The organism is Cellulomonas palmilytica, assembly GCF_021590045.1.
GTDB lineage: Bacteria > Actinomycetota > Actinomycetes > Actinomycetales > Cellulomonadaceae > Cellulomonas > Cellulomonas palmilytica.
The window spans coordinates 1,797,406-1,816,161 of record NZ_CP062221.1; the positions used below are offsets into that span (position 1 = coordinate 1,797,406).

16 protein-coding genes are annotated in these 18,756 nt (G+C 73.2%); 14 read left to right on the top strand and 2 right to left on the bottom strand.

From position 1 onward, the window contains the following. Nucleotides 1-3 precede the first annotated feature (3 nt). Nucleotides 4-1,260, bottom strand: a complete 1,257-nt coding sequence (locus tag F1D97_RS08225; protein WP_236123336.1) for a hypothetical protein — start codon at nucleotides 1,258-1,260, stop codon at nucleotides 4-6. A gap of 54 nt (nucleotides 1,261-1,314) precedes the next feature. Between F1D97_RS08225 and F1D97_RS08230 the strand changes: the two genes are divergently transcribed. From F1D97_RS08230 to F1D97_RS08285, 12 genes are all read left to right on the top strand, one after another. Beyond that, nucleotides 1,315-3,078 (top strand): alpha-glucosidase, encoded by a 1,764-nt coding sequence (locus F1D97_RS08230; protein WP_236123337.1) that lies wholly within the window; start codon nucleotides 1,315-1,317, stop codon nucleotides 3,076-3,078. A 9-nt stretch (nucleotides 3,079-3,087) separates the two neighbouring features. Further along, nucleotides 3,088-3,756, top strand: a complete 669-nt coding sequence (locus F1D97_RS08235) for a pyridoxamine 5'-phosphate oxidase family protein (protein ID WP_236123338.1) — start codon at nucleotides 3,088-3,090, stop codon at nucleotides 3,754-3,756. A 119-nt stretch (nucleotides 3,757-3,875) separates the two neighbouring features. After that, nucleotides 3,876-4,871 carry an ABC transporter ATP-binding protein gene (locus F1D97_RS08240; protein ID WP_236123339.1) on the top strand — a complete coding sequence of 332 codons (996 nt, stop codon included), beginning with the start codon at nucleotides 3,876-3,878 and terminating at the stop codon, nucleotides 4,869-4,871. Continuing rightward, nucleotides 4,868-5,884 (top strand): hypothetical protein, encoded by a 1,017-nt coding sequence (locus tag F1D97_RS08245; RefSeq protein ID WP_236123340.1) that lies wholly within the window; start codon nucleotides 4,868-4,870, stop codon nucleotides 5,882-5,884. The genes F1D97_RS08240 and F1D97_RS08245 overlap by 4 nt, the downstream gene beginning before the upstream one ends. A gap of 258 nt (nucleotides 5,885-6,142) precedes the next feature. Continuing rightward, nucleotides 6,143-7,006 (top strand): ATP-binding cassette domain-containing protein, encoded by an 864-nt coding sequence (locus F1D97_RS08250; RefSeq protein WP_396022570.1) that lies wholly within the window; start codon nucleotides 6,143-6,145, stop codon nucleotides 7,004-7,006. Next, nucleotides 7,003-7,992 carry an ABC transporter permease subunit gene (locus F1D97_RS08255; RefSeq protein WP_236123341.1) on the top strand — a complete coding sequence of 330 codons (990 nt, stop codon included), beginning with the start codon at nucleotides 7,003-7,005 and terminating at the stop codon, nucleotides 7,990-7,992. The genes F1D97_RS08250 and F1D97_RS08255 overlap by 4 nt, the downstream gene beginning before the upstream one ends. Nucleotides 7,993-8,306: 314 nt before the next feature. Continuing rightward, on the top strand, nucleotides 8,307-10,184 hold the full coding sequence (locus F1D97_RS08260) for an acetolactate synthase large subunit (RefSeq protein WP_236123342.1): 1,878 nt from the start codon (nucleotides 8,307-8,309) through the stop codon (nucleotides 10,182-10,184). Beyond that, nucleotides 10,184-10,708, top strand: coding sequence for an acetolactate synthase small subunit (gene ilvN / locus F1D97_RS08265; protein ID WP_094179497.1), 525 nt, complete (start codon nucleotides 10,184-10,186; stop codon nucleotides 10,706-10,708). The genes F1D97_RS08260 and ilvN overlap by 1 nt, the downstream gene beginning before the upstream one ends. Nucleotides 10,709-10,784: 76 nt before the next feature. Next, nucleotides 10,785-11,813 (top strand): ketol-acid reductoisomerase, encoded by a 1,029-nt coding sequence (gene ilvC, locus F1D97_RS08270; RefSeq protein WP_236123343.1) that lies wholly within the window; start codon nucleotides 10,785-10,787, stop codon nucleotides 11,811-11,813. 299 nt (nucleotides 11,814-12,112) lie between these two features. Then, nucleotides 12,113-12,538, top strand: coding sequence for an ASCH domain-containing protein (locus F1D97_RS08275; RefSeq protein ID WP_236123344.1), 426 nt, complete (start codon nucleotides 12,113-12,115; stop codon nucleotides 12,536-12,538). A 73-nt stretch (nucleotides 12,539-12,611) separates the two neighbouring features. Further along, nucleotides 12,612-13,670, top strand: a complete 1,059-nt coding sequence (locus F1D97_RS08280; protein ID WP_236123345.1) for a 3-isopropylmalate dehydrogenase — start codon at nucleotides 12,612-12,614, stop codon at nucleotides 13,668-13,670. A gap of 160 nt (nucleotides 13,671-13,830) precedes the next feature. Beyond that, on the top strand, nucleotides 13,831-14,940 hold the full coding sequence (locus F1D97_RS08285) for a branched-chain amino acid aminotransferase (protein ID WP_236123346.1): 1,110 nt from the start codon (nucleotides 13,831-13,833) through the stop codon (nucleotides 14,938-14,940). Nucleotides 14,941-15,024: 84 nt separating this feature from the next. Here F1D97_RS08285 and F1D97_RS08290 read toward each other — a convergent pair whose 3' ends face one another. Next, on the bottom strand, nucleotides 15,025-15,678 hold the full coding sequence (locus F1D97_RS08290) for a DUF6069 family protein (protein ID WP_236123347.1): 654 nt from the start codon (nucleotides 15,676-15,678) through the stop codon (nucleotides 15,025-15,027). A gap of 376 nt (nucleotides 15,679-16,054) precedes the next feature. Here F1D97_RS08290 and cimA point away from each other — a divergent pair, with 376 nt between their 5' ends. Further along, nucleotides 16,055-17,707 (top strand): citramalate synthase, encoded by a 1,653-nt coding sequence (cimA, locus tag F1D97_RS08295; protein WP_236123348.1) that lies wholly within the window; start codon nucleotides 16,055-16,057, stop codon nucleotides 17,705-17,707. Between the two features lie 123 nt (nucleotides 17,708-17,830). Then, a complete protein-coding gene (locus F1D97_RS08300) occupies nucleotides 17,831-18,718 on the top strand; it encodes a sensor domain-containing protein (RefSeq protein WP_236123349.1) in 888 nt (295 codons plus the stop codon). Nucleotides 18,719-18,756 lie beyond the last annotated feature (38 nt).

Below are 18,756 nucleotides of genomic sequence, written 5' to 3' on the forward strand. Positions count from 1 at the left end.
CGCTCAGGCCAGGGCGGCGCGCACGAGGTCGTCGGCGACGAGCACGACCCACGCGGCGCCGTCGTCGCCGAGGTCGAGCCACGGCTCCCGCTCACCGGTCGTCGTCTCGACGAAGCACGCGGTGACGGCGCACGCCGACCGGCTCGTGCCCGCCTCGGCGAGCCGCCCCCCGACGTACCCGAGCAGGTTGCCCAGGTCCGGCACCGTGACCGGCTGCATGTCGCCCGTGACGACGTCGAGGAACACGTGGTCCGACGGACCGGTCCACTCCTCCTCCCACGCGAGGACGGTGCGCTCGTCGCGCCAGGAGTCGCCGTCGACGAGGTACGTGCCCGGCCAGAAGTGGCCCGGCCCGTCGGGCCCGAACACCCGCACGCCCTGCGTGTCGGTCTCCGACGTGCCCCAGCCCGCGACGAACACGTCGCCGGACGGCGCGTAGCGCGGGGGTGACTCGCCGGTGTACCCGTCCGAGTCCTGCACGACGCGCTCGCTGCCGTCGGACAGGTCGGTCTCGACGGCCAGGTGCCGCTCGACGAGAGGGTCGTGCGTGTCCCGGTCGACGAGCGCGCAGCCGTAGACGGCGAGGACCGTGCCCGCGGCCGCGTCTGCAGCGCGGCCGGCGCCGCGCGCCCAGGCCGCGCCGTGCGCGAAGCACTGGCCCCCGGCGTGCTCGCGCGGCCGGACGGAGGGGAAGCGCAGGGGGTCCGGCGCGGGCTCGAGCACGGTCGTCCGGCCGCCCGCGAGCGGCAGCACCTCGAGGTCGGGCGCCGTGCGCAGCAGCCGCGTGCCGTCGGGGGACAGCGAGACGCCCGCGTCGAGCCACACGTCCGTGGGCAGCACGAGCCGCACCCACTCCCCGGTGTCCGCGTCGAGCGCGACGGGACGGTCGGAGCCCACGACGACCGCCGCGCGCCGCACGGCGCGCTCCTCGAGCCGGGCGGGGTCGAGCGTGACCGGGCCCCGCAGGGCGGCGCGCAGCGCGGCGGCCGCGTCGTCGGACAGGCCGGTGGGCACCTCGTCGGGCGGCTCGTCGCTCGGCGTGCCCGTGGAGCTCGGCGTGCCCGTGGCGCTCGGCGTGCCCGTGGAGCTCGGCCTGCTCGTGGCGCTCGGCGTGCCCGTGGCGGTCGCGGCGGCCCCGGGCTCGTCGTCGTCCGTCGGCCACCACGGGGACGACCCGTAGACCGCGGCCGTCACGGCGACTGCGACCACGGCACCGATCGCGACCGCACGCACGTCGAACCGTCCGCCGAACCAACCCATGTCGGACCTGTCGGCATCGCGTGCGCCGAGGTTGAGCCGTCCCTACGGTGAGGCATGGCCTTCACGCAGCAGGACGCGCCGTGGTGGACGCGCGCGGTGGTCTACCAGGTGTACCCGCGCTCGTTCCAGGACTCGGACGGCGACGGGGTGGGCGACCTGCGGGGCGTCCTGCAGCGCGTCGACCACCTCGCGGCGCTCGGGGTGGACGTCGTGTGGTTCTCCCCGGTGTTCCGCAGCCCGCAGGACGACAACGGCTACGACATCAGCGACTACCAGGACGTCGACCCGCTGTTCGGCACGCTCGCGGACCTCGACGAGGTGATCGCGGCGCTGCACGCGCGCGGCATCAAGGTGCTCATGGACCTCGTCGTGAACCACACGTCCGACGAGCACCCGTGGTTCGTCGAGTCCCGCTCGTCGAAGGACAGCCCGAAGCGCGACTGGTACTGGTGGCGGCCCGCGCGCCCGGGCATGGAGCCCGGGACCCCGGGCGCCGAGCCGACCAACTGGGGCAGCTTCTTCTCCGGCCCCGCGTGGGAGTGGGACGAGTCGACGGGCGAGTACTACCTGCACCTGTTCAGCCGCAAGCAGCCGGACCTCAACTGGGAGAACCCGCAGGTCCGCCACGCGGTCTACGACATGATGCGCTGGTGGCTCGACCGCGGCGTCGACGGCTTCCGGATGGACGTCATCAACCTCGTCTCGAAGGCCGTCCACGACGACGGCTCGCTGCCCGACGGCATCACGCACGACGGCCGGCTCGGCGACGGGAGCCCGTTCTACACGTGCGGCCCGCGCATCCACGAGTTCCTCGCGGAGATGCACCGTGAGGTCTTCGCGGGCCGCGAGGGCGCGTTCCTCACTGTGGGGGAGACGCCCGGCGTGACGCTCGAGGACGCGCAGCTGTTCACCGACCCCGCGCGGCGCGAGGTCGACATGGTGTTCCAGTTCGAGCACGTCGGGCTCGACCACGGGCCCGGTGGGAAGTTCGACCCGCGTCCGCTGCGGCTCACGGACCTCAAGGCCAGCTTCGGCCGGTGGCAGGCAGGTCTCGCGGACAGCGGCTGGAACTCGCTGTACTGGGACAACCACGACCAGCCGCGCATCGTGTCGCGGTGGGGCGACGACGGGCTGTACCGCCGCGAGTCCGCGACGATGCTCGCGACGCTGCTGCACCTGCACCGCGGTACGCCGTACGTCTACCAGGGCGAGGAGCTCGGGATGACGAACGCGCACCTGACGTCGTTCGACGGCTACCGGGACATCGAGACGCTCAACTACCTGGCGCAGGCGCGCGCGTACCGCACCGACGACGAGCTGCTCGCGGCGTTCGCCGCGATGAGCCGCGACAACGCGCGCACCCCCGTGCAGTGGGACGAGTCGCCGCACGCGGGCTTCACCACCGGGACGCCGTGGATCGACGTCAACCCCAACCACGTGACGATCAACGCGGCCGCCGAGCGCGCCGACCCGCGCTCGGTGTTCCACCACTACCGGCGGCTGATCGAGCTGCGGCACACCGAGCCCGTGGTCGCGCTCGGCGACTTCACGATGCTGCTGCCCGACGACGAGGCGGTGTACGCGTTCACGCGCCGCCTGGACGACGTCGAGCTGCTCGTGCTCGGGAACGTCTCGGGCGACGAGCAGCTCGCCCTGGTCGACCCGGTGTGGACCGACGCGCCGGTCGTGCTCGGCAACTACGACGACGCGCGCGTCGTCGAGGTGCCCGTGCGGCTGCGGCCGTGGGAGGCGCTCGTCGTGCGGCGCACCGTCTCCGTCGGCGGGACGGGGGTCGGCAGCGGGGGCCCCGGCGCTTAGGTTCGCGGCATGGGAAAGGTGCACGAGCGGATCGACGACCGGCTGCGCGCGTTCATCGAGCGGCAGCACGTGTTCTTCGTCGCGACCGCGCCCAGCGGTCCGGACGGGCACGTCAACGTCTCGCCGAAGGGCGTCGGCGGCACGTTCGCCGTGCTCGACGAGCACACGGTCGCCTACGTCGACATCACCGCCTCGGGCGCGGAGACGATCGCGCACCTGCGTGACAACGGGCGCATCACGGTCATGTTCTGCGCGTTCGAGGGCCCGCCGAACATCGTCCGGCTGCACGGTCGCGGCCGGTTCGTGACGCTGTACGACGACGGGTTCGACGAGCTGCTCGGCCGGTTCGACGCGCCGCTCGACGAGTCGCAGGGGGTGCGCGCGGTCGTCGTGGTCGACGTCGAGCGCGTCTCCGACTCGTGCGGGTTCGGGGTGCCGCTCCTGTCCTACGAGGGGGAGCGCGACCTGCTGCCGCCGTACATGGAGCGCAAGGGTGTCGAGGGTCGGGTCGAGTACCGCCGCCTGAAGAACCGCACGAGCATCGACGGCCTCCCCGCGTTCGACATGGACCCCGAACCCGGCGCGCACGGGCCCGCGCCCGACGTCTTGCCGTCGGACGCCGTGCCGTCGGACGCCGTGCCGTCGGACGCCGTGCCCGCGCCGGACGTCGTGCACTAGGCGCACGAGATCGGGTGATCTGTCCGTTCACCTGCGCATTCGCGCCCGCCGGGGGTGCCCGACCCGCTACCGTGCGCTGACGCGCCCGACCGGGCCGCGGCACGACGGGGGGCACGGGCATGACGTTCACGGGCGAGCTCGCGATCTCGACGCGTGGTCTGCGCAAGACGTACCGGCGCCGCGGCGCGCGGCACGTCGCGGTCGAGGGGCTCGACCTGGACGTCCCGGTGGGCGGAGTGCACGCGTTCCTCGGCCCCAACGGCGCGGGCAAGACGACGACGATCCGCATGCTGCTGGGCCTGGTGCGCCCGGACTCGGGCACGATGCGGCTGTTCGACGAGCCCGTGCCCGAACGGCTGCCGCACGTCGTGGGTCGCGTCGGCGCGATCGTCGAGCAGCCGAAGTTCTTCCCGACGATGTCCGCGCGGCGCAACCTGCGCCTGCTCAGCGGCGCGATCGGCGCGGACGCGACGCTCGTCGACACCGTGCTCGCGGAGGTCGGCCTCGCCGACCGTGCCCGAGACGCCTACCGCACGTACTCGCTCGGCATGAAGCAGCGCCTCGCGATCGCCGCGACCCTGCTCAAGGACCCCGACCTGCTGATCTTCGACGAGCCGACCAACGGCCTCGACCCGGCGGGCATCAAGGAGATCCGGCAGACCATGCGCTCCCTCTCCGCCGGCGGCAAGACCGTGCTCGTCTCGAGCCACATCCTCGCGGAGGTCGAGCAGGTCGCGGACACGGTCTCGATCGTCGCGCGCGGGCGGCTCGTCGCGGAGGGCTCGGTCGCCGAGCTCATCGGCTCGGGGTCCGCTGCGAGCGTGCGCGTCGGCATCGAGGTCCCGGGCACCGCGGGCGCGGTCCTCGAGGCGCAGGGCTGGACCGTGCGCCGCGACGGCCACCACCTGCTCGTGGACGGCGCCCCCACGGCGGCGCGCATCACCGAGGTGCTCGCGCGCGAGGGGCTGTTCGTCGACGAGCTCGTGACCGTGCGCGCCGACCTCGAGTCGGTGTTCCTCGACCTGACCGCCGGACAAGGCCCAGGGACCAGGCCGCCGGACCGGGCGCCCGACGCCCTGCCGACCGGCCGACGCGCGGCCGGAGGTGCGGCGTGAAGCGGCTCGTGACGACCGAGGTCGCGCGCTGGTTCGCGCGCCGCCTGCTGTGGGTCGCGGGTGCGGCGACCATCGCGCTCATGGTGCTCGGGCCGGTGGGCGCGTTCACCGGCTCGCGGGCGCCGAGCCCCGCCGAGATCGCCGAGGCCCAGCAGTGGCTCGACGAGTGGGAGGCGCCCTCGCAGGCGGACGTCGACACGTGCCTCGCCGACCAGGAGAAGGAGCGCGAGGCGCAGGGCGACCCCACGATCGACTTCGGCTGCGTGTGGGAGGAGCCGAGCCTCGAGAACTACCTGCCGTGGCGGCAGTACTGGGACACCGACGCGTCCGCCACGCTCTGGGGCAGCGTCACGTTCCTCGCGCTCGCGTCGCTGCTCGCGGGGGCGTCGTTCGTCGCCGCGGAGTTCGCCACGGGGTCGATCGGGAACTGGCTGACGTTCGCGCCCCGCCGCGGGCGCGTGCTCGCGAGCAAGCTCGTCGCGACCGTCGTGGGCTTCGCGCCGACCGCGGTGCTCGCCGCGGGCGTCCTCGTCGGCGGGACGTGGACGGCGTTCGCGGCGAACGACGCGCTGCGCAACCCGCAGGTGCCCCAGGGGCCGGGCGGCGAGTACTTCGGGTTCACGGTCGCGGACGCCGTCGGAACCGGCGGACGCGCGGTCGTCCTCGCGCTCGCCTTCGCCGTGCTCGGCGCGGCACTGGCCTTCCTGCTGCGCCACACGGCGGCCGTGCTCGGCGCGGTCCTCGGTTGGGCGGTGGTCGTCGAGCTGATCGCGGCGTCCCAGTTCCCCGGTCTGAAGTCGTGGCAGCTCCAGACGAACATCGACGCGTGGGTCCGTGACGGCACCGCGTGGTACGAGGAGAGGTGCGCGTTCGACGCCGAGGTCGGCGACCAGGTCTGCACGTCGATCACGCACGTCGTGTCCCTGGGGCACGGCGCGGCCGTCCTCGGCGGGGTCGTGATCGTCGTCGTCGCGCTCGCGGCGGTCGTGTTCCGCCGACGTGACGTCTCCTGACGGCGGTGTCGTGACGGCGGTGTCGAGACGGCGCTGAGGCCCGCCCCCGACTGGTCCGGTCGGGCGAACCTGCCGCGAGCGGCTCGTGCCGCTCTCGTCGTGAGCCGTTGCAGGACGTGACGCACGTCGAGCACGAGGGGGCACGCCATCGCCGGCACACCCGCGGGGGAGCCCGCGATCTCGACGCGCGCGCTGCGCAAGACGTTCCGCCGGTTCGACCTGTCGCAGGTCGTCGCGGTCGAGGGCCTCGACCTCGACGTGCCCGCGGGCGGGGTGCACGGGTTCCTCGGGCCGAACGGCTCGGGCAAGACCACGACGATCCGCATGCTGCTGGGCCTGGCGCGGGCGGACTCGGGGGAGATCCGGCTGTTCGGCGAGCCCGTGCCGCAGCGCCTGCCCGCCGTGGTCTCGCGTGTCGGCGCGATCGTCGAGCAGCCGAAGTTCGTCCCGACGTTCTCGGCGCGGCGCAACCTCGAGGTCCTCGCGGCGGCGATCGACGTGCCCCGCACGCGTGTCGACGAGGTCCTCGAGCAGGTCGACCTCCGGGTGCGAGCGCGCGACCCGTTCCGCCGGTTCTCGCTCGGCATGAAGCAGCGGCTCGCGATCGCGGCGACGCTCCTCAAGGAGCCGGACCTGCTGATCTTCGACGAGCCGACCAACGGCCTCGACCCGGCGGGCATCCGCGACGTGCGCGCGACGATGCGCCGGCTCGGCGACGAGGGACGCACGGTGCTCGTGTCGAGCCACATCCTCGCCGAGGTGCAGCAGATCGCGGACACCGTCTCGATCGTCACGCGCGGGCGGCTCGTCGCGAGCGGGACGGTCGCGGAGCTCGTGCACGGACGCGGGCAGGTGCGCGTCGTGGTGCGCGACGTGGCGACGGCGCAGGCGGTGCTCGCCGCGCGCGGCTGGCGTGCGACGCCCGAGGGCGACGCCCTGCTCGTCGCGGGTGCCGACGACCCGGCGCTCGTCAACGAGACGCTCGCCCGGGCGGGGCTGTTCGCGTCCGAGGTCGGCACCGTGCGCGACGACCTGGAGTCGGTGTTCCTCGAGCTCACGGCGCACGCGGGCGTCGGCGGGACCGACCGTCCCGTCGCGGCGCCCGCCGAGGTGGGCGCATGAGCGGCCTGCTGCGTGCCGAGCTGATGCGTGTGCGCGCCCGGTCGGCGGTGTGGGGGACCGCCGTGGTCCTCGTGGTCGCCGCGCTCGGCTTCGTCGTCGCCGCGTGGGACGACACGCGCCCGCCGTCCGCGGCGCAGGTCGCGGAGGCGCACGAGCAGCTGGCGCTCGCGACGCAGGTGTGGGAGCACCTGCACGAGCTGCGCGAGCAGGAGTGCGCTGACGGGTCGGCGGACGGGGCGGCGGACGGGACGGCGGTCGAGTCCTCCTGCGAGCCCCTCGGTCCGCCGCCGCTCCTCGACGAGTTCATCCCGTACCGTCCGGGCCTCGTCGAGACGCTCGAGGTGCGCTACGAGCCGATGGCGGTCGTCGTGGTCCTCGGGCTGCTCGTGATGGGCGTGACGCTCGTGACGGCCGACTTCGGCTCGGGGGCGATGGGCACGTGGCTGACGTTCGCGCCGCGGCGGGGCCGCGTGCTGGTGAGCCGCGTCGTCGCGTCGCTCGCGGCGGCGGTCCCCGTGGCGCTGGGCGCGCTGGGGACGGGGCTGGTCGGGGTCGTCGTGGTGGTCGCGGTCAACGGAGCCACGGGGGACGCGTCGGGGGCGGTGCCGCTCGTCGCGCTCGCGACGGCCCGCGCGCTCGCGGCGGGCTTGTGGGCGACCGCCGTCGGTGTGGGTCTCGCGTTCGCGCTGCGGGTCGGCGCGGGCGTCGCGGGGCTCGTGGTGTGGTGGGTCGCGGCGTGCGAGACGGCGCTGCCGCTGATCGTCCCGGTGACGCGCCCCATGACGCTGGGGACGAACCTGCGGGCCTGGCTGGACGGCGGGACGACCTACGTGGTCGACGAGTGCGTCGACCTTCCGACGGAGACCGTGTGCGCGCCGGTCGAGCACGTCGTGGGCTGGACGCAGGGCGGTGGCGTGCTGCTCGTCGTCGCGCTCGTCGTCGTCGGTCTGGGCGCGCTGTCGTTCCGGGTGCGGGACGTCGCGTAGCCGGACCTGTCGTGCCCGCGCCGGACCGTCGGGCCACTTCCGCATGTCCGCATCGCGGTCGTGTGCACCACGATGTGAGACGGGGTGTCGGTGGCGTGACACGGAACCGACGGAGGCGTAACCTCGCTGCCGTGCAGACGATCCTCGTAGTACTTCCTGAGCGCGCCGGCTGAGGCCAGCAGCACAGGCTTCGTCAGCGCGCGCACCCCTCGCACCGTCGGTCCCGCCGACGCGAGGGGTTTTGTTTTACCCGGCTCGCACCGGCCGGCACTCGAGCACCACACGCAGCACCCACCAGCAGCAGGGAGACACCGATGGTCCAGGGCCCCCACCCGGCACCGCCGCGGACGCCCGTGAGCCCCGCCGTGGTCGCGACGCCGCGCCCGGCGCCCCCGAGCGCACCGACGCCGGTCGTCCCGTCCGACCGGGTCGAGCGCGTCACCGAGCAGGTGACGGGCGCGAAGTCGATCGTGCGCTCGCTCGAGGAGGTCGGCGCGGAGGTCGTCTTCGGGATCCCCGGCGGGGCGATCCTGCCCACGTACGACCCGCTCATGGACTCGACCCGCCTGCGGCACATCCTGGTGCGGCACGAGCAGGGCGCCGGCCACGCCGCGACGGGCTACGCCGCCGCGACCGGTCGCGTCGGCGTGTGCATGGCGACGTCCGGCCCCGGCGCGACGAACCTCGTCACCCCGATCGCCGACGCCAACATGGACTCGGTGCCCATGGTCGCGATCACCGGGCAGGTCGGCGCCGCGATGATCGGCACGGACGCGTTCCAGGAGGCCGACATCGTCGGCATCACGCTGCCGATCACCAAGCACAACTACCTGGTGACCGACCCCGCGGACATCCCGCGGGTCATCGCCGAGGCGTTCCACGTCGCGGCATCCGGCCGCCCCGGCCCCGTGCTCGTCGACATCGCGAAGTCCGCGATGCAGGCGACGACGACGTTCTCCTGGCCGCAGGACATCGCGCTGCCCGGGTACCACCCGGTCACCAAGCCGCACGCCAAGCAGATCCGCGAGGCCGCGCGTCTGCTCGCGACGTCTCGCCGCCCGGTGCTGTACGTCGGCGGCGGCGTGATCCGCGCGCGCGCCGCCGAGCAGCTGCGCAAGCTCACCGACCTGTCGGGTGCGCCCGTCGTCACGACGCTCATGGCGCGCGGCGCGCTGCCCGACACGCACCCGCAGCACCTGGGCATGCCCGGCATGCACGGCACGGTCGCGGCGGTGGCCGCGCTGCAGAAGGCGGACCTGATCGTCGCGCTCGGCGCGCGGTTCGACGACCGCGTGACCGGCCTGCTCTCGTCGTTCGCGCCCCACGCGACCGTCGTGCACGCCGACATCGACCCCGCCGAGATCGGCAAGAACAAGGCCGTCGACGTCCCGATCGTCGGGGACCTGCGCGAGGTCATCTCCGACCTGCTGCCCGAGCTCGAGCGCGAGCACGCGCACCACGGCAAGCCGGACCTCGAGGCCTGGTGGCGCCAGCTCGACGCGTGGCGCGAGACCTTCGGCCTCGGCTACGACGAGCCGTCCGACGGGCACCTCGCGCCGCAGCACGTCATCCAGCGCATCGGTGAGCTCAGCGGCCCCGAGGCGACGTACGTCGCGGGCGTGGGGCAGCACCAGATGTGGGCCGCGCAGTTCATCAAGTACGAGCGCCCGAACTCGTGGCTCAACTCCGGCGGTCTCGGGACCATGGGCTACGCGGTGCCCGCGGCCATGGGCGCGAAGGTCGGCGAGCCGGACCGGACGGTCTGGGCGATCGACGGCGACGGCTGCTTCCAGATGACCAACCAGGAGCTCGCGACCTGCGCGATCAACGAGATCCCGATCAAGGTCGCCGTCGTCAACAACTCGTCGCTCGGCATGGTCCGCCAGTGGCAGACGCTGTTCTACGAGTCGCGGTACTCGAACACCGACCTGCACACGGGCCACGGCACGCGTCGGATCCCGGACTTCGTCAAGCTCGCCGACGCGTACGGCTGCGTGGGCCTGCGCTGCGAGACGAAGGCCGACGTGGACGCGACGATCAAGCGCGCCCTCGAGATCGACGACCAGCCCGTCGTCGTCGACTTCACCGTCTCGCGCGACGCGATGGTGTGGCCGATGGTCGCCGCGGGCGTGAGCAACGACGACATCCAGTACGCGCGCGGGATCTCCCCGGCGTGGGACCGGGAGGACTGATGAGCCGCCACACCCTGTCCGTGCTCGTCGAGAACAAGCCCGGCGTGCTCACGCGCGTCGCGGGGCTGTTCGCGCGGCGGGCGTTCAACATCCACTCCCTGGCCGTGGGCCCGACGGAGCACGACGAGATCTCGCGCATCACCGTCGTCGTCGACGTCGACGAGCTGCCGCTCGAGCAGGTGACCAAGCAGCTGAACAAGCTCATCAACGTCATCAAGATCGTCGAGCTCGAGGACGCCGCCTCCGTGCAGCGCGAGCTCCTGCTCGTCAAGGTCAAGGCGGACGTCACGCAGCGCACCTCGGTGCTCGAGGTCGTCCAGCTGTTCCGTGCGCACGTCGTCGACGTCGTGCCGGACACGGTCGTCGTCGAGGCGACCGGGTCGCCGGGCAAGCTCGACGCGCTCCTGACGGCCCTCGAGCCGTTCGGCATCCGTGAGATCGTGCAGTCCGGCACCGTGGCCATCGGCCGGGGGTCGCGCTCGATCACGGACCGGGCGCTCGAGCGCGTCACGCGCTCCGCCTGATACACCGTTCCCAGACACGCAGTCCGCACGACCCGCTCGGGACCCCGAGCGACCCCATCTGAAGGAGAGACCCATCGTGGCCGAGCTGTTCTACGACGACGACGCCGACCTGTCGATCATCCAGTCCAAGAAGGTCGCCGTCGTCGGCTACGGCAGCCAGGGGCACGCGCACTCGCTCAACCTGCGCGACTCCGGCGTCGACGTGACCGTCGGTCTGCGTGAGGGCTCGCCGTCGCGTGCCAAGGCCGAGAACCAGGGCCTCAAGGTCGCGTCCGTGGCCGAGGCCGTCGCGGGGGCCGACGTGGTCGTCATCCTCGCGCCGGACCAGGTCCAGCGCATCGTGTACCGCGAGGAGATCGAGCCGAACCTCAAGGACGGCGCGGCGCTCGTCTTCGGCCACGGCTTCAACATCCGCTTCGGCTACATCCAGCCGGCCGCGGGTCACGACGTCCTCATGGTCGCCCCCAAGGGCCCGGGCCACCTGGTGCGTCGCGAGTACGTCGACGGCCGTGGCGTGCCGGTCATCGTCGCTGTCGAGCAGGACGCGTCGGGCGCCGCGTGGGACCTCGCGCTGTCGTACGCGAAGGCGATCGGTGGCCTGCGCGCCGCCGGCATCAAGACGACGTTCACCGAGGAGACCGAGACCGACCTGTTCGGTGAGCAGGCCGTCCTGTGCGGTGGTGTCTCGCAGCTCATCCAGTACGGCTTCGAGACGCTGACCGAGGCGGGCTACCAGCCCGAGGTCGCGTACTTCGAGGTGCTGCACGAGCTCAAGCTCATCGTCGACCTCATCTGGGAGGGCGGCATCACCAAGCAGCGCTGGTCGGTGTCCGACACGGCCGAGTACGGCGACTACGTCTCGGGCCCGCGCGTCATCACGCCGGACGTCAAGGCGAACATGCAGGCCGTCCTCGCCGACATCCAGAACGGCGCGTTCGCGAAGCGCTTCATCGACGACCAGGACGCCGGCGCGCCGGAGTTCAAGGCGCTGCGCGAGAAGGGCCAGAACCACCCGATCGAGCCGGTCGGCCGCGAGCTGCGCAAGCTGTTCGCGTGGGTGAAGCCCTCGGACAGCGACTACACGGAGGGAAGCGCTGCGCGCTGACCGGAGGTAGGGGTCGCGCGCAGCGCGGCACCTGCCGGAGGGCGGTGCGCAGCACTTCCCGACCAAGAAGTACGGAGGGAAGCGCTGCGCGCTGACCGGAGGTAGGGGTCGCGCGCAGCGCGGCACCTGCCGGAGGGCAGTGCGCGACGCTTCCCGACCACCAGGTACCGAGGGTTCTGCCGCGCGCTGATCCTCGTTCTCGACGAACGCCGCACGACTGCGCCTCGCGCGCGGACGTGTGGCGTTCGTCGTCCCAGGGCAGGATGGGCGCACCAACCGACTCCGGAGGGGGCAGGGCGATGAGCGAGCACGACGAGGGTGTCGACGAGCACGCGGAGGTCGCGTCGGACGGCGACCACCGGATCACGGCGTTCTGGCAGGCCGCGCGGGGCCACGTGGGGTTCGGCAAGCTCGAGGGCATCATCGGGTCGGTCCCGCTGGACGTGGTGCCGCCGCCGTCGTTCTCGTACGGGTCGGGTGCGGAGGCGGACGACGCGGCGCGGGAGATCCTCGCGGGGCGTCGGACGCGGACGACGAGCGCGCGCGGCGACTTCGCCGAGGGTGCGGACCTGCCGCGCGTGGGTGACCTGGCGATCGTGCTGGACAGCCTGGGGGAGCCGCGCGCTCTGGTCCGCACGACGCAGGTGACGGTGACGGACGAGGTGGTGGACGAGTCGTACGAGCTCGTCTACCCGACGCACGGGCCGACGCCTCCGGTCGACTGACCGGTCCACCTGAGCCGGGTCGGATCGTGAGATGGGTGTCCGGGTGCTGGGACGTCACGCGTAGGGTGGGGGCATGAGCAGCAACGCCACGCAGGTCAACCTCGCCGTCGTCGCGGGCGACGGCATCGGCACGGAGGTCGTCGAGCAGGGTCTCCTCGTGCTCGACGCGGCCCTGGCCGGGTCGGGCGTCGGCGTGAGCACGACGGAGTTCGACCTGGGCGCGCGCCGCTGGCACGCGACGGGCGAGACGCTCACCGACGCGGACCTCGAGGCGATCCGCACGCACGACGCGATCCTGCTGGGCGCCATCGGCGACCCGAGCGTCCCGTCGGGCGTCCTCGAGCGCGGCCTGCTGCTCAAGCTCCGCTTCGCGCTGGACCACTACGTCAACCTGCGCCCGGGCAAGCTGTTCCCCGGCGTGACGAGCCCGCTCGCGAACCCGGGCGACGTGGACTTCGTCGTCGTGCGCGAGGGCACCGAGGGCCCGTACGTCGGCAACGGCGGTGCGATCCGCGTCGGCACGCCGCACGAGGTCGCCAACGAGGTCAGCGTCAACACGGCGTTCGGCGTGGAGCGCGTGGTGCGTGACGCGTTCGCACGTGCCGCGGCCCGCCCGCGCAAGAAGCTCACGCTCGTGCACAAGCACAACGTGCTCGTGCACGCGGGCCACCTGTGGCGCCGCACGGTCGAGGCCGTCAACGCCGAGTTCCCGGACGTCACCGTGGACTACCTGCACGTGGACGCGGCGACGATCTTCCTGGTCACGAACCCGAGCCGGTTCGACGTGATCGTCACCGACAACCTGTTCGGCGACATCCTCACCGACCTCGCCGCCGCGATCACGGGCGGCATCGGGCTGGCGGCCAGCGCCAACATCAACCCGGACCGCACGGCGCCGAGCATGTTCGAGCCCGTCCACGGCTCCGCGCCCGACATCGCCGGCCAGGGCAAGGCGGACCCCACCGCCACCGTGCTCTCGGTCGCGCTCCTGCTGGACCACCTCGGCCTCCACACCCAGGCGAAGGCCGTCGAGGACGCCGTCGCGGCCGACCTGGCCGAGCGCGGCTCCGCCGAGCGAGTACGGTCGACGGCCGAGGTGGGCAAGGACCTCGCCGCGCGCGTCGCGGGCTGACCTCCTCCTCCCGCCGAGGCCGTCGTTCCCCGTCCCGGGTCCCCGGTGACGGGACGGCCGGCCCGTCCCTGACGCCCGTCGCACGCGACGTTCGTCGGGGCAGTGCACCAGGCCGCCACCGCCGGGTACCGTCAGACCAGCCCAGGTGAAAGGCCCCTCCATGAGCACCGTCGCTTCCACCACGTCCGCGGACCTCTTCGAGGTGCACGCGACGACGAACCCTGTGCCCGACGCCGAGCGCGCCGAGCTGCTCGCGGCGCCCAAGTTCGGCACCGTCTTCACGGACCACATGGCCCGCATCTCGTACTCCCAGGGCGAGGGCTGGCACGGCCGGCGCGTCGAGCCGTACGGTCCGCTCCAGCTCGACCCCGCGACCGCCGTGCTGCACTACGGCCAGGAGATCTTCGAGGGGCTCAAGGCGTACCGGCACGCCGACGGCTCGGTGTGGACGTTCCGCCCGCACGCGAACGCCGCGCGGTTCGCGCGGTCGGCCGAGCGCCTCGCGCTGCCCGTGCTGCCCGAGGCGGACTTCCTCGGGTCGATCGAGGCGCTCGTGCGCACCGACGCCGCGTGGATCCCCACGGGCGACGAGACGAGCCTGTACCTGCGCCCGTTCATGTACGCCTCGGAGTCCTTCCTCGGGGTGCGGCCGTCGCTCGAGGTGGAGTACCTCGTCATCGCCTCACCGGTGGGCCCGTACTTCTCGGGCGGCGTGAAGCCCGTGGCGATCTGGGTCGACCAGGAGTACCACCGGGCCGGTGCCGGCGGCACGGGTGCTGCGAAGTGCGGCGGCAACTACGCCGCGAGCCTCCTGCCGCAGCAGTTCGCGTACGAGCAGGGCTGCGAGCAGGTCTGCTTCCTCGACGCGTCGACCAACACGTACCTCGAGGAGCTCGGCGGCATGAACGTGTTCGTCGTGCGCGCCGACGGCTCGGTCGCCACACCGCCGGTCTCGGGTTCGATCCTCGAGGGCGTCACGCGCTCGTCGATCCTGCAGCTCCTCACGGACGCGGGCCACGAGGTCTCCGAGCAGCCGATCGCGCTGGCGGACCTGCGCGCGGGCCTCGCGGACGGTTCGGTCACCGAGGTGTTCGCGTGCGGCACGGCCGCGGTCATCACGCCCATCGGCCGCCTGAAGAGCACGGACTTCGACCTGACGGTCGCTGACGGTGGGGCCGGCCCGGTGACGTCGCGCACGCGCGCCGAGCTCACCGACATCCAGTACGGCCGGGCGACCGACCGGCACGGCTGGTTGCACCGCCTGGTCTGAGCCGGCCGGTCCCGGACCACTCGGCACGACGACACAGGGGACGCTCCGAACGGGGCGTCCCCTGCGTCGTGCGGCGTGGCCGCGTCAGGTCGGGACGACCGCGGTCGTGCGCACCAGCACGCCGGCGAGCAGGGACCAGATCGCGACGCCGACGAGGAGGTTCACCAGCCCCGTGCACAGCGCGGACGTCACGTCGTCGGTCCACGTGAGCGGCAGGAGAGCGACGACGACGATGGCGAGCGCCATGATCCAGCCGAAGAACGCGCGCGGGCGCGGCGTCGAGACGACGAGCAGGTGGAGCAGTGCGGCGGCGGCGAGCGCGGCGACGAAGCCGCCGAGCGCGTACGCGAGGTAGTCGTCGTCGACGCCCGCCGGGTCGTGCACGACGAGGTCGACGTCGAGGATCGACTGCAGCACGAGCACGCCCACGACGCCGACGAGCGCGGCGACGAGCGCGGTGGCGAGGGCGCCGCCCCAGAACGGTCCGGCCCGCAGCACGACGCGCGACTGCGGGGGCGGCGCGGACCCGGGAGCCCACGCCGGCGGGACCGCGGCCGCCGGCGTCACGGCGGGTGGGACAGCGGCGGACGGGACGGCGGCGGGTGGGACAGCGGCGGGTGGGACAGCGGCCGGGGGAGGGACCGACGAGGCGGGTGTGCCTGAGACGGGCGCCACCGGTGGCAGCGGGCGGGTGGCCGGGCGGCGCTCGGGCGGGGTGTCGGGGGGCAGTGCGCTCACGCGGGCCTCCAGGTGTGCGGACGACGGACGTCGTCGTCCGTTCACGCTAGTGACCCGGGCGCCGACCGCATCTCGAGCACGTGCCCACCCGGTGCCGACGGGTTCCGCGCGGACGTCCGGGGCGTCCCCGCTCCCGGACGACGTCCGAGGAGTGGAACCGGGCGCGCCGGGCGTGACCGCAGGCGGTGGCGTGTGTCACCATGGCCGCATGTCCCCGTGGACCTCGATTATCGACTAGCGCGTCAGCACACCCGCTGACGCGCAGACCTCCCGTACCCCGGGGGGTCTTTTTGTTGGTACGGGCCGGTCTCACGAGGACGCGCCCGTCCGACGAAGCCCGTCCCGCAGTCCCGCACCGCCTGAAGAGAGCACTCCCGTGACCGCACCGACTTCCGACGCGACCGTGACCCCCGCCCTGCCCGCGGGTGCGTTCCAGGTCTACGACACGACCCTGCGTGACGGCGCCCAGCAGGAGGGCATCGCGCTGTCCGTCGCGGACAAGCTCGTGATCGCGGGCCTGCTCGACGAGCTCGGCGTCGGGTTCATCGAGGGCGGCTGGCCGGGTGCGGTGCCCAAGGACACCGAGTTCTTCAAGCGCGCGGCCAAGGAGCTCGACCTGCGCAACGCGGAGCTCGCGGCGTTCGGCGCGACCCGCAAGCCGGGTCAGCGCGCGTCGCAGGACCCGCAGGTCCGCGCGCTCGTCGACTCCGAGGCGCCCGTCGTCGCGCTCGTCGCGAAGAGCGACATCCGGCACGCGGAGCGCGCGCTGCGCACCACGGGCGAGGAGAACCTCGCGATGATCGCCGACACGGTGTCGTTCCTCGTGGGGGAGGGGCGCCGGGTCGTCCTCGACGCGGAGCACTTCTTCGACGGGTTCCGGTTCGACGCGGCGTACGCGCGGGCCGCGGCGCTCACGGCGTTCGAGGCGGGCGCGGAGGTCGTCGCGCTGTGCGACACGAACGGCGGCATGGTGCCGTCCTGGGTCGCCGAGATCGTCGCGGACGTGCGCGCGGCGGTCGGCCCGGAAGCGGTGCTGGGCATGCACGCGCACAACGACTCGGGCTGCGCGGTGGCGAACACGCTCGCGGCTGTCGAGGCGGGCTGCCGGCACGTGCAGGGCACGGTCAACGGGTATGGCGAGCGCACCGGCAACGCGGACCTGCTCGCGGTCGTCGCGAACCTCGAGCTCAAGTACGGCCTGCCGGTGCTCGCGCGCGAGGCGGACCGTCCCTCGGGGCTCGCGGAGCTGACGCGCATCGCGCACGCCATCAGCGAGGTCACCAACATCTCGCCGTTCGCGCGCTCCCCGTACGTGGGCGCCAGCGCGTTCGCGCACAAGGCCGGGATCCACGCCTCCGCGATCAAGGTCGACCCGGACCTCTACCAGCACACCGACCCGGCGTTCGTCGGCAACGACATGCGCATGCTCGTGTCCGACATGGCCGGCCGCGCGTCGATCGAGCTCAAGGGGCGCGAGCTGGGCTTCGACCTGTCGCAGCGCCCCGAGGTGCTCTCGCGCGTGACCGAGCGCGTCAAGGACGCCGAGGCACGGGGGTACACGTACGAGGCGGCGGACGCGTCCTTCGAGCTGCTGCTCGTCGAGGAGATCGAGGGCGCGCGGCCCCAGTACTTCACCGTCGAGTCGTGGCGCACGATCGTCGAGCGCACCGGCGGCCGCGGCACGCCCGCGAACGCGGAGGCCACGGTCAAGCTGCACGCGGGCGGTGAGCGGTTCGTCTCGACGGGCGAGGGCAACGGCCCGGTCAATGCGCTCGACCACGCGCTGCGCCAGGCGCTCGTCGGCGTGTACCCCGAGCTCGAGGACTTCGAGCTCATCGACTTCAAGGTCCGCATCCTCGACTCGATGCACGGCACCGACGCGGTGACGCGCGTGCTCATCGAGCACACCGACGGGCAGGCCGTGTGGCAGACCGTCGGCGTGGGGCCGAACCTGCTCGAGGCGTCGTGGGAGGCGCTGACCGACGGGACCATCTGGGGGCTGCGTCAGCGCGGCGTCTCCCCGCGCTGACGCGCGTCCGGGGGACGGCGTTAGCGGCGCGGCGCGAACCGGCCTAGCCTCGGACCAGGCGGCCGGTGCGGGTCGGCCGGCGGGCAACGAAGAGCCTGGTGGACCGGGCGAGGAGGGACGCGCGTGACGAGCTCGGAACCGGTCGGTCCCGGCGTCCCACCCGCGCCCGACGACGAGTCGGGCGGCAGCCGCTGGTGGGTCGTGGTGACGCTCGTCGTGCTCGCCGTCGTCGCCGTCGCGCTGCTCGTCGCGCAGCCGTGGGTGGACCACGAGACCGAGCCGATCGTCGTCCCGACGAGCACGGGCGCGCCGTCCAGCCCCGCCGCCACGACCCCGCCCGCGCCGTCGCCGACGCCCAGCGCGACGCCGACGACACCGCCCGTCCCGGGAGCCGATGCCGTGTTCGACGACAGCAACGTCCGCAGCCTCCTCGTGCGCAAGGCCGACCTCGAGGCGGACGTGCCCGCCGCCGCGGACGGGATCGACGTCGGCATCCCGACCGGCGAGCTGCTGTGGGGGCTGCCCGAGGGCTCGTCCGTGGAGCCCGCAGAGTGCACGATCGCGGTGACGGTCGTGGCGACCGAGCCCCCGGGGTTCGTCGGGCGCTCGTACGTCAACGACCGCGTCGACTTCGTGCAGCAGGTCGTCCGCCTCGCGGACCCCGCGGCGGCTCAGGAGGCGTTCCGCGAGCTCGTGACGACCGTCGACGGGTGCCCGCAGTACTCGCAGGTCAACCCCGGCATCGACGGCGCGACGTGGACGGCGGAACCGGCGATCGAGGGCCAGGGTGTGTACCCGGCGGTCGTGCAGGAGGTCCTGCACAGCGCCGAGGGGGTCGACGCACCGTCGTACCGCGGCCACGTGCTCGTCGGGAACACCATCGTGACCTGGACGGCCACGGCGCTCGGCGAGGGGGACCGCGAGGAGCTGCTCGCGTCGCTCGGCACGCCCGAGTCGCTGTCGACGATGGTGCAGAACCGCGCGCACGAGGCGGTCCAGGCGCTCGGCTGACCCCCTCGTCGGTGTGCCCCGTGCGCGGACCTAGGCTG

Excerpts from the sequence above, each read along its gene's own strand:
- F1D97_RS08225 (WP_236123336.1), bottom strand. The coding sequence starts at position 1,260 with ATGGGTTGGTTCGGCGGACGGTTCGACGTGCGTGCGGTCGCGATCGGT.
- F1D97_RS08230 (WP_236123337.1), top strand. The coding sequence starts at position 1,315 with ATGGCCTTCACGCAGCAGGACGCGCCGTGGTGGACGCGCGCGGTGGTC.
- F1D97_RS08235 (WP_236123338.1), top strand. The coding sequence starts at position 3,088 with ATGGGAAAGGTGCACGAGCGGATCGACGACCGGCTGCGCGCGTTCATC.
- F1D97_RS08240 (WP_236123339.1), top strand. The coding sequence starts at position 3,876 with ATGACGTTCACGGGCGAGCTCGCGATCTCGACGCGTGGTCTGCGCAAG.
- F1D97_RS08255 (WP_236123341.1), top strand. The coding sequence starts at position 7,003 with ATGAGCGGCCTGCTGCGTGCCGAGCTGATGCGTGTGCGCGCCCGGTCG.
- F1D97_RS08260 (WP_236123342.1), top strand. The coding sequence starts at position 8,307 with ATGGTCCAGGGCCCCCACCCGGCACCGCCGCGGACGCCCGTGAGCCCC.
- ilvN (WP_094179497.1), top strand. The coding sequence starts at position 10,184 with ATGAGCCGCCACACCCTGTCCGTGCTCGTCGAGAACAAGCCCGGCGTG.
- F1D97_RS08275 (WP_236123344.1), top strand. The coding sequence starts at position 12,113 with ATGAGCGAGCACGACGAGGGTGTCGACGAGCACGCGGAGGTCGCGTCG.
- F1D97_RS08280 (WP_236123345.1), top strand. The coding sequence starts at position 12,612 with ATGAGCAGCAACGCCACGCAGGTCAACCTCGCCGTCGTCGCGGGCGAC.
- F1D97_RS08285 (WP_236123346.1), top strand. The coding sequence starts at position 13,831 with ATGAGCACCGTCGCTTCCACCACGTCCGCGGACCTCTTCGAGGTGCAC.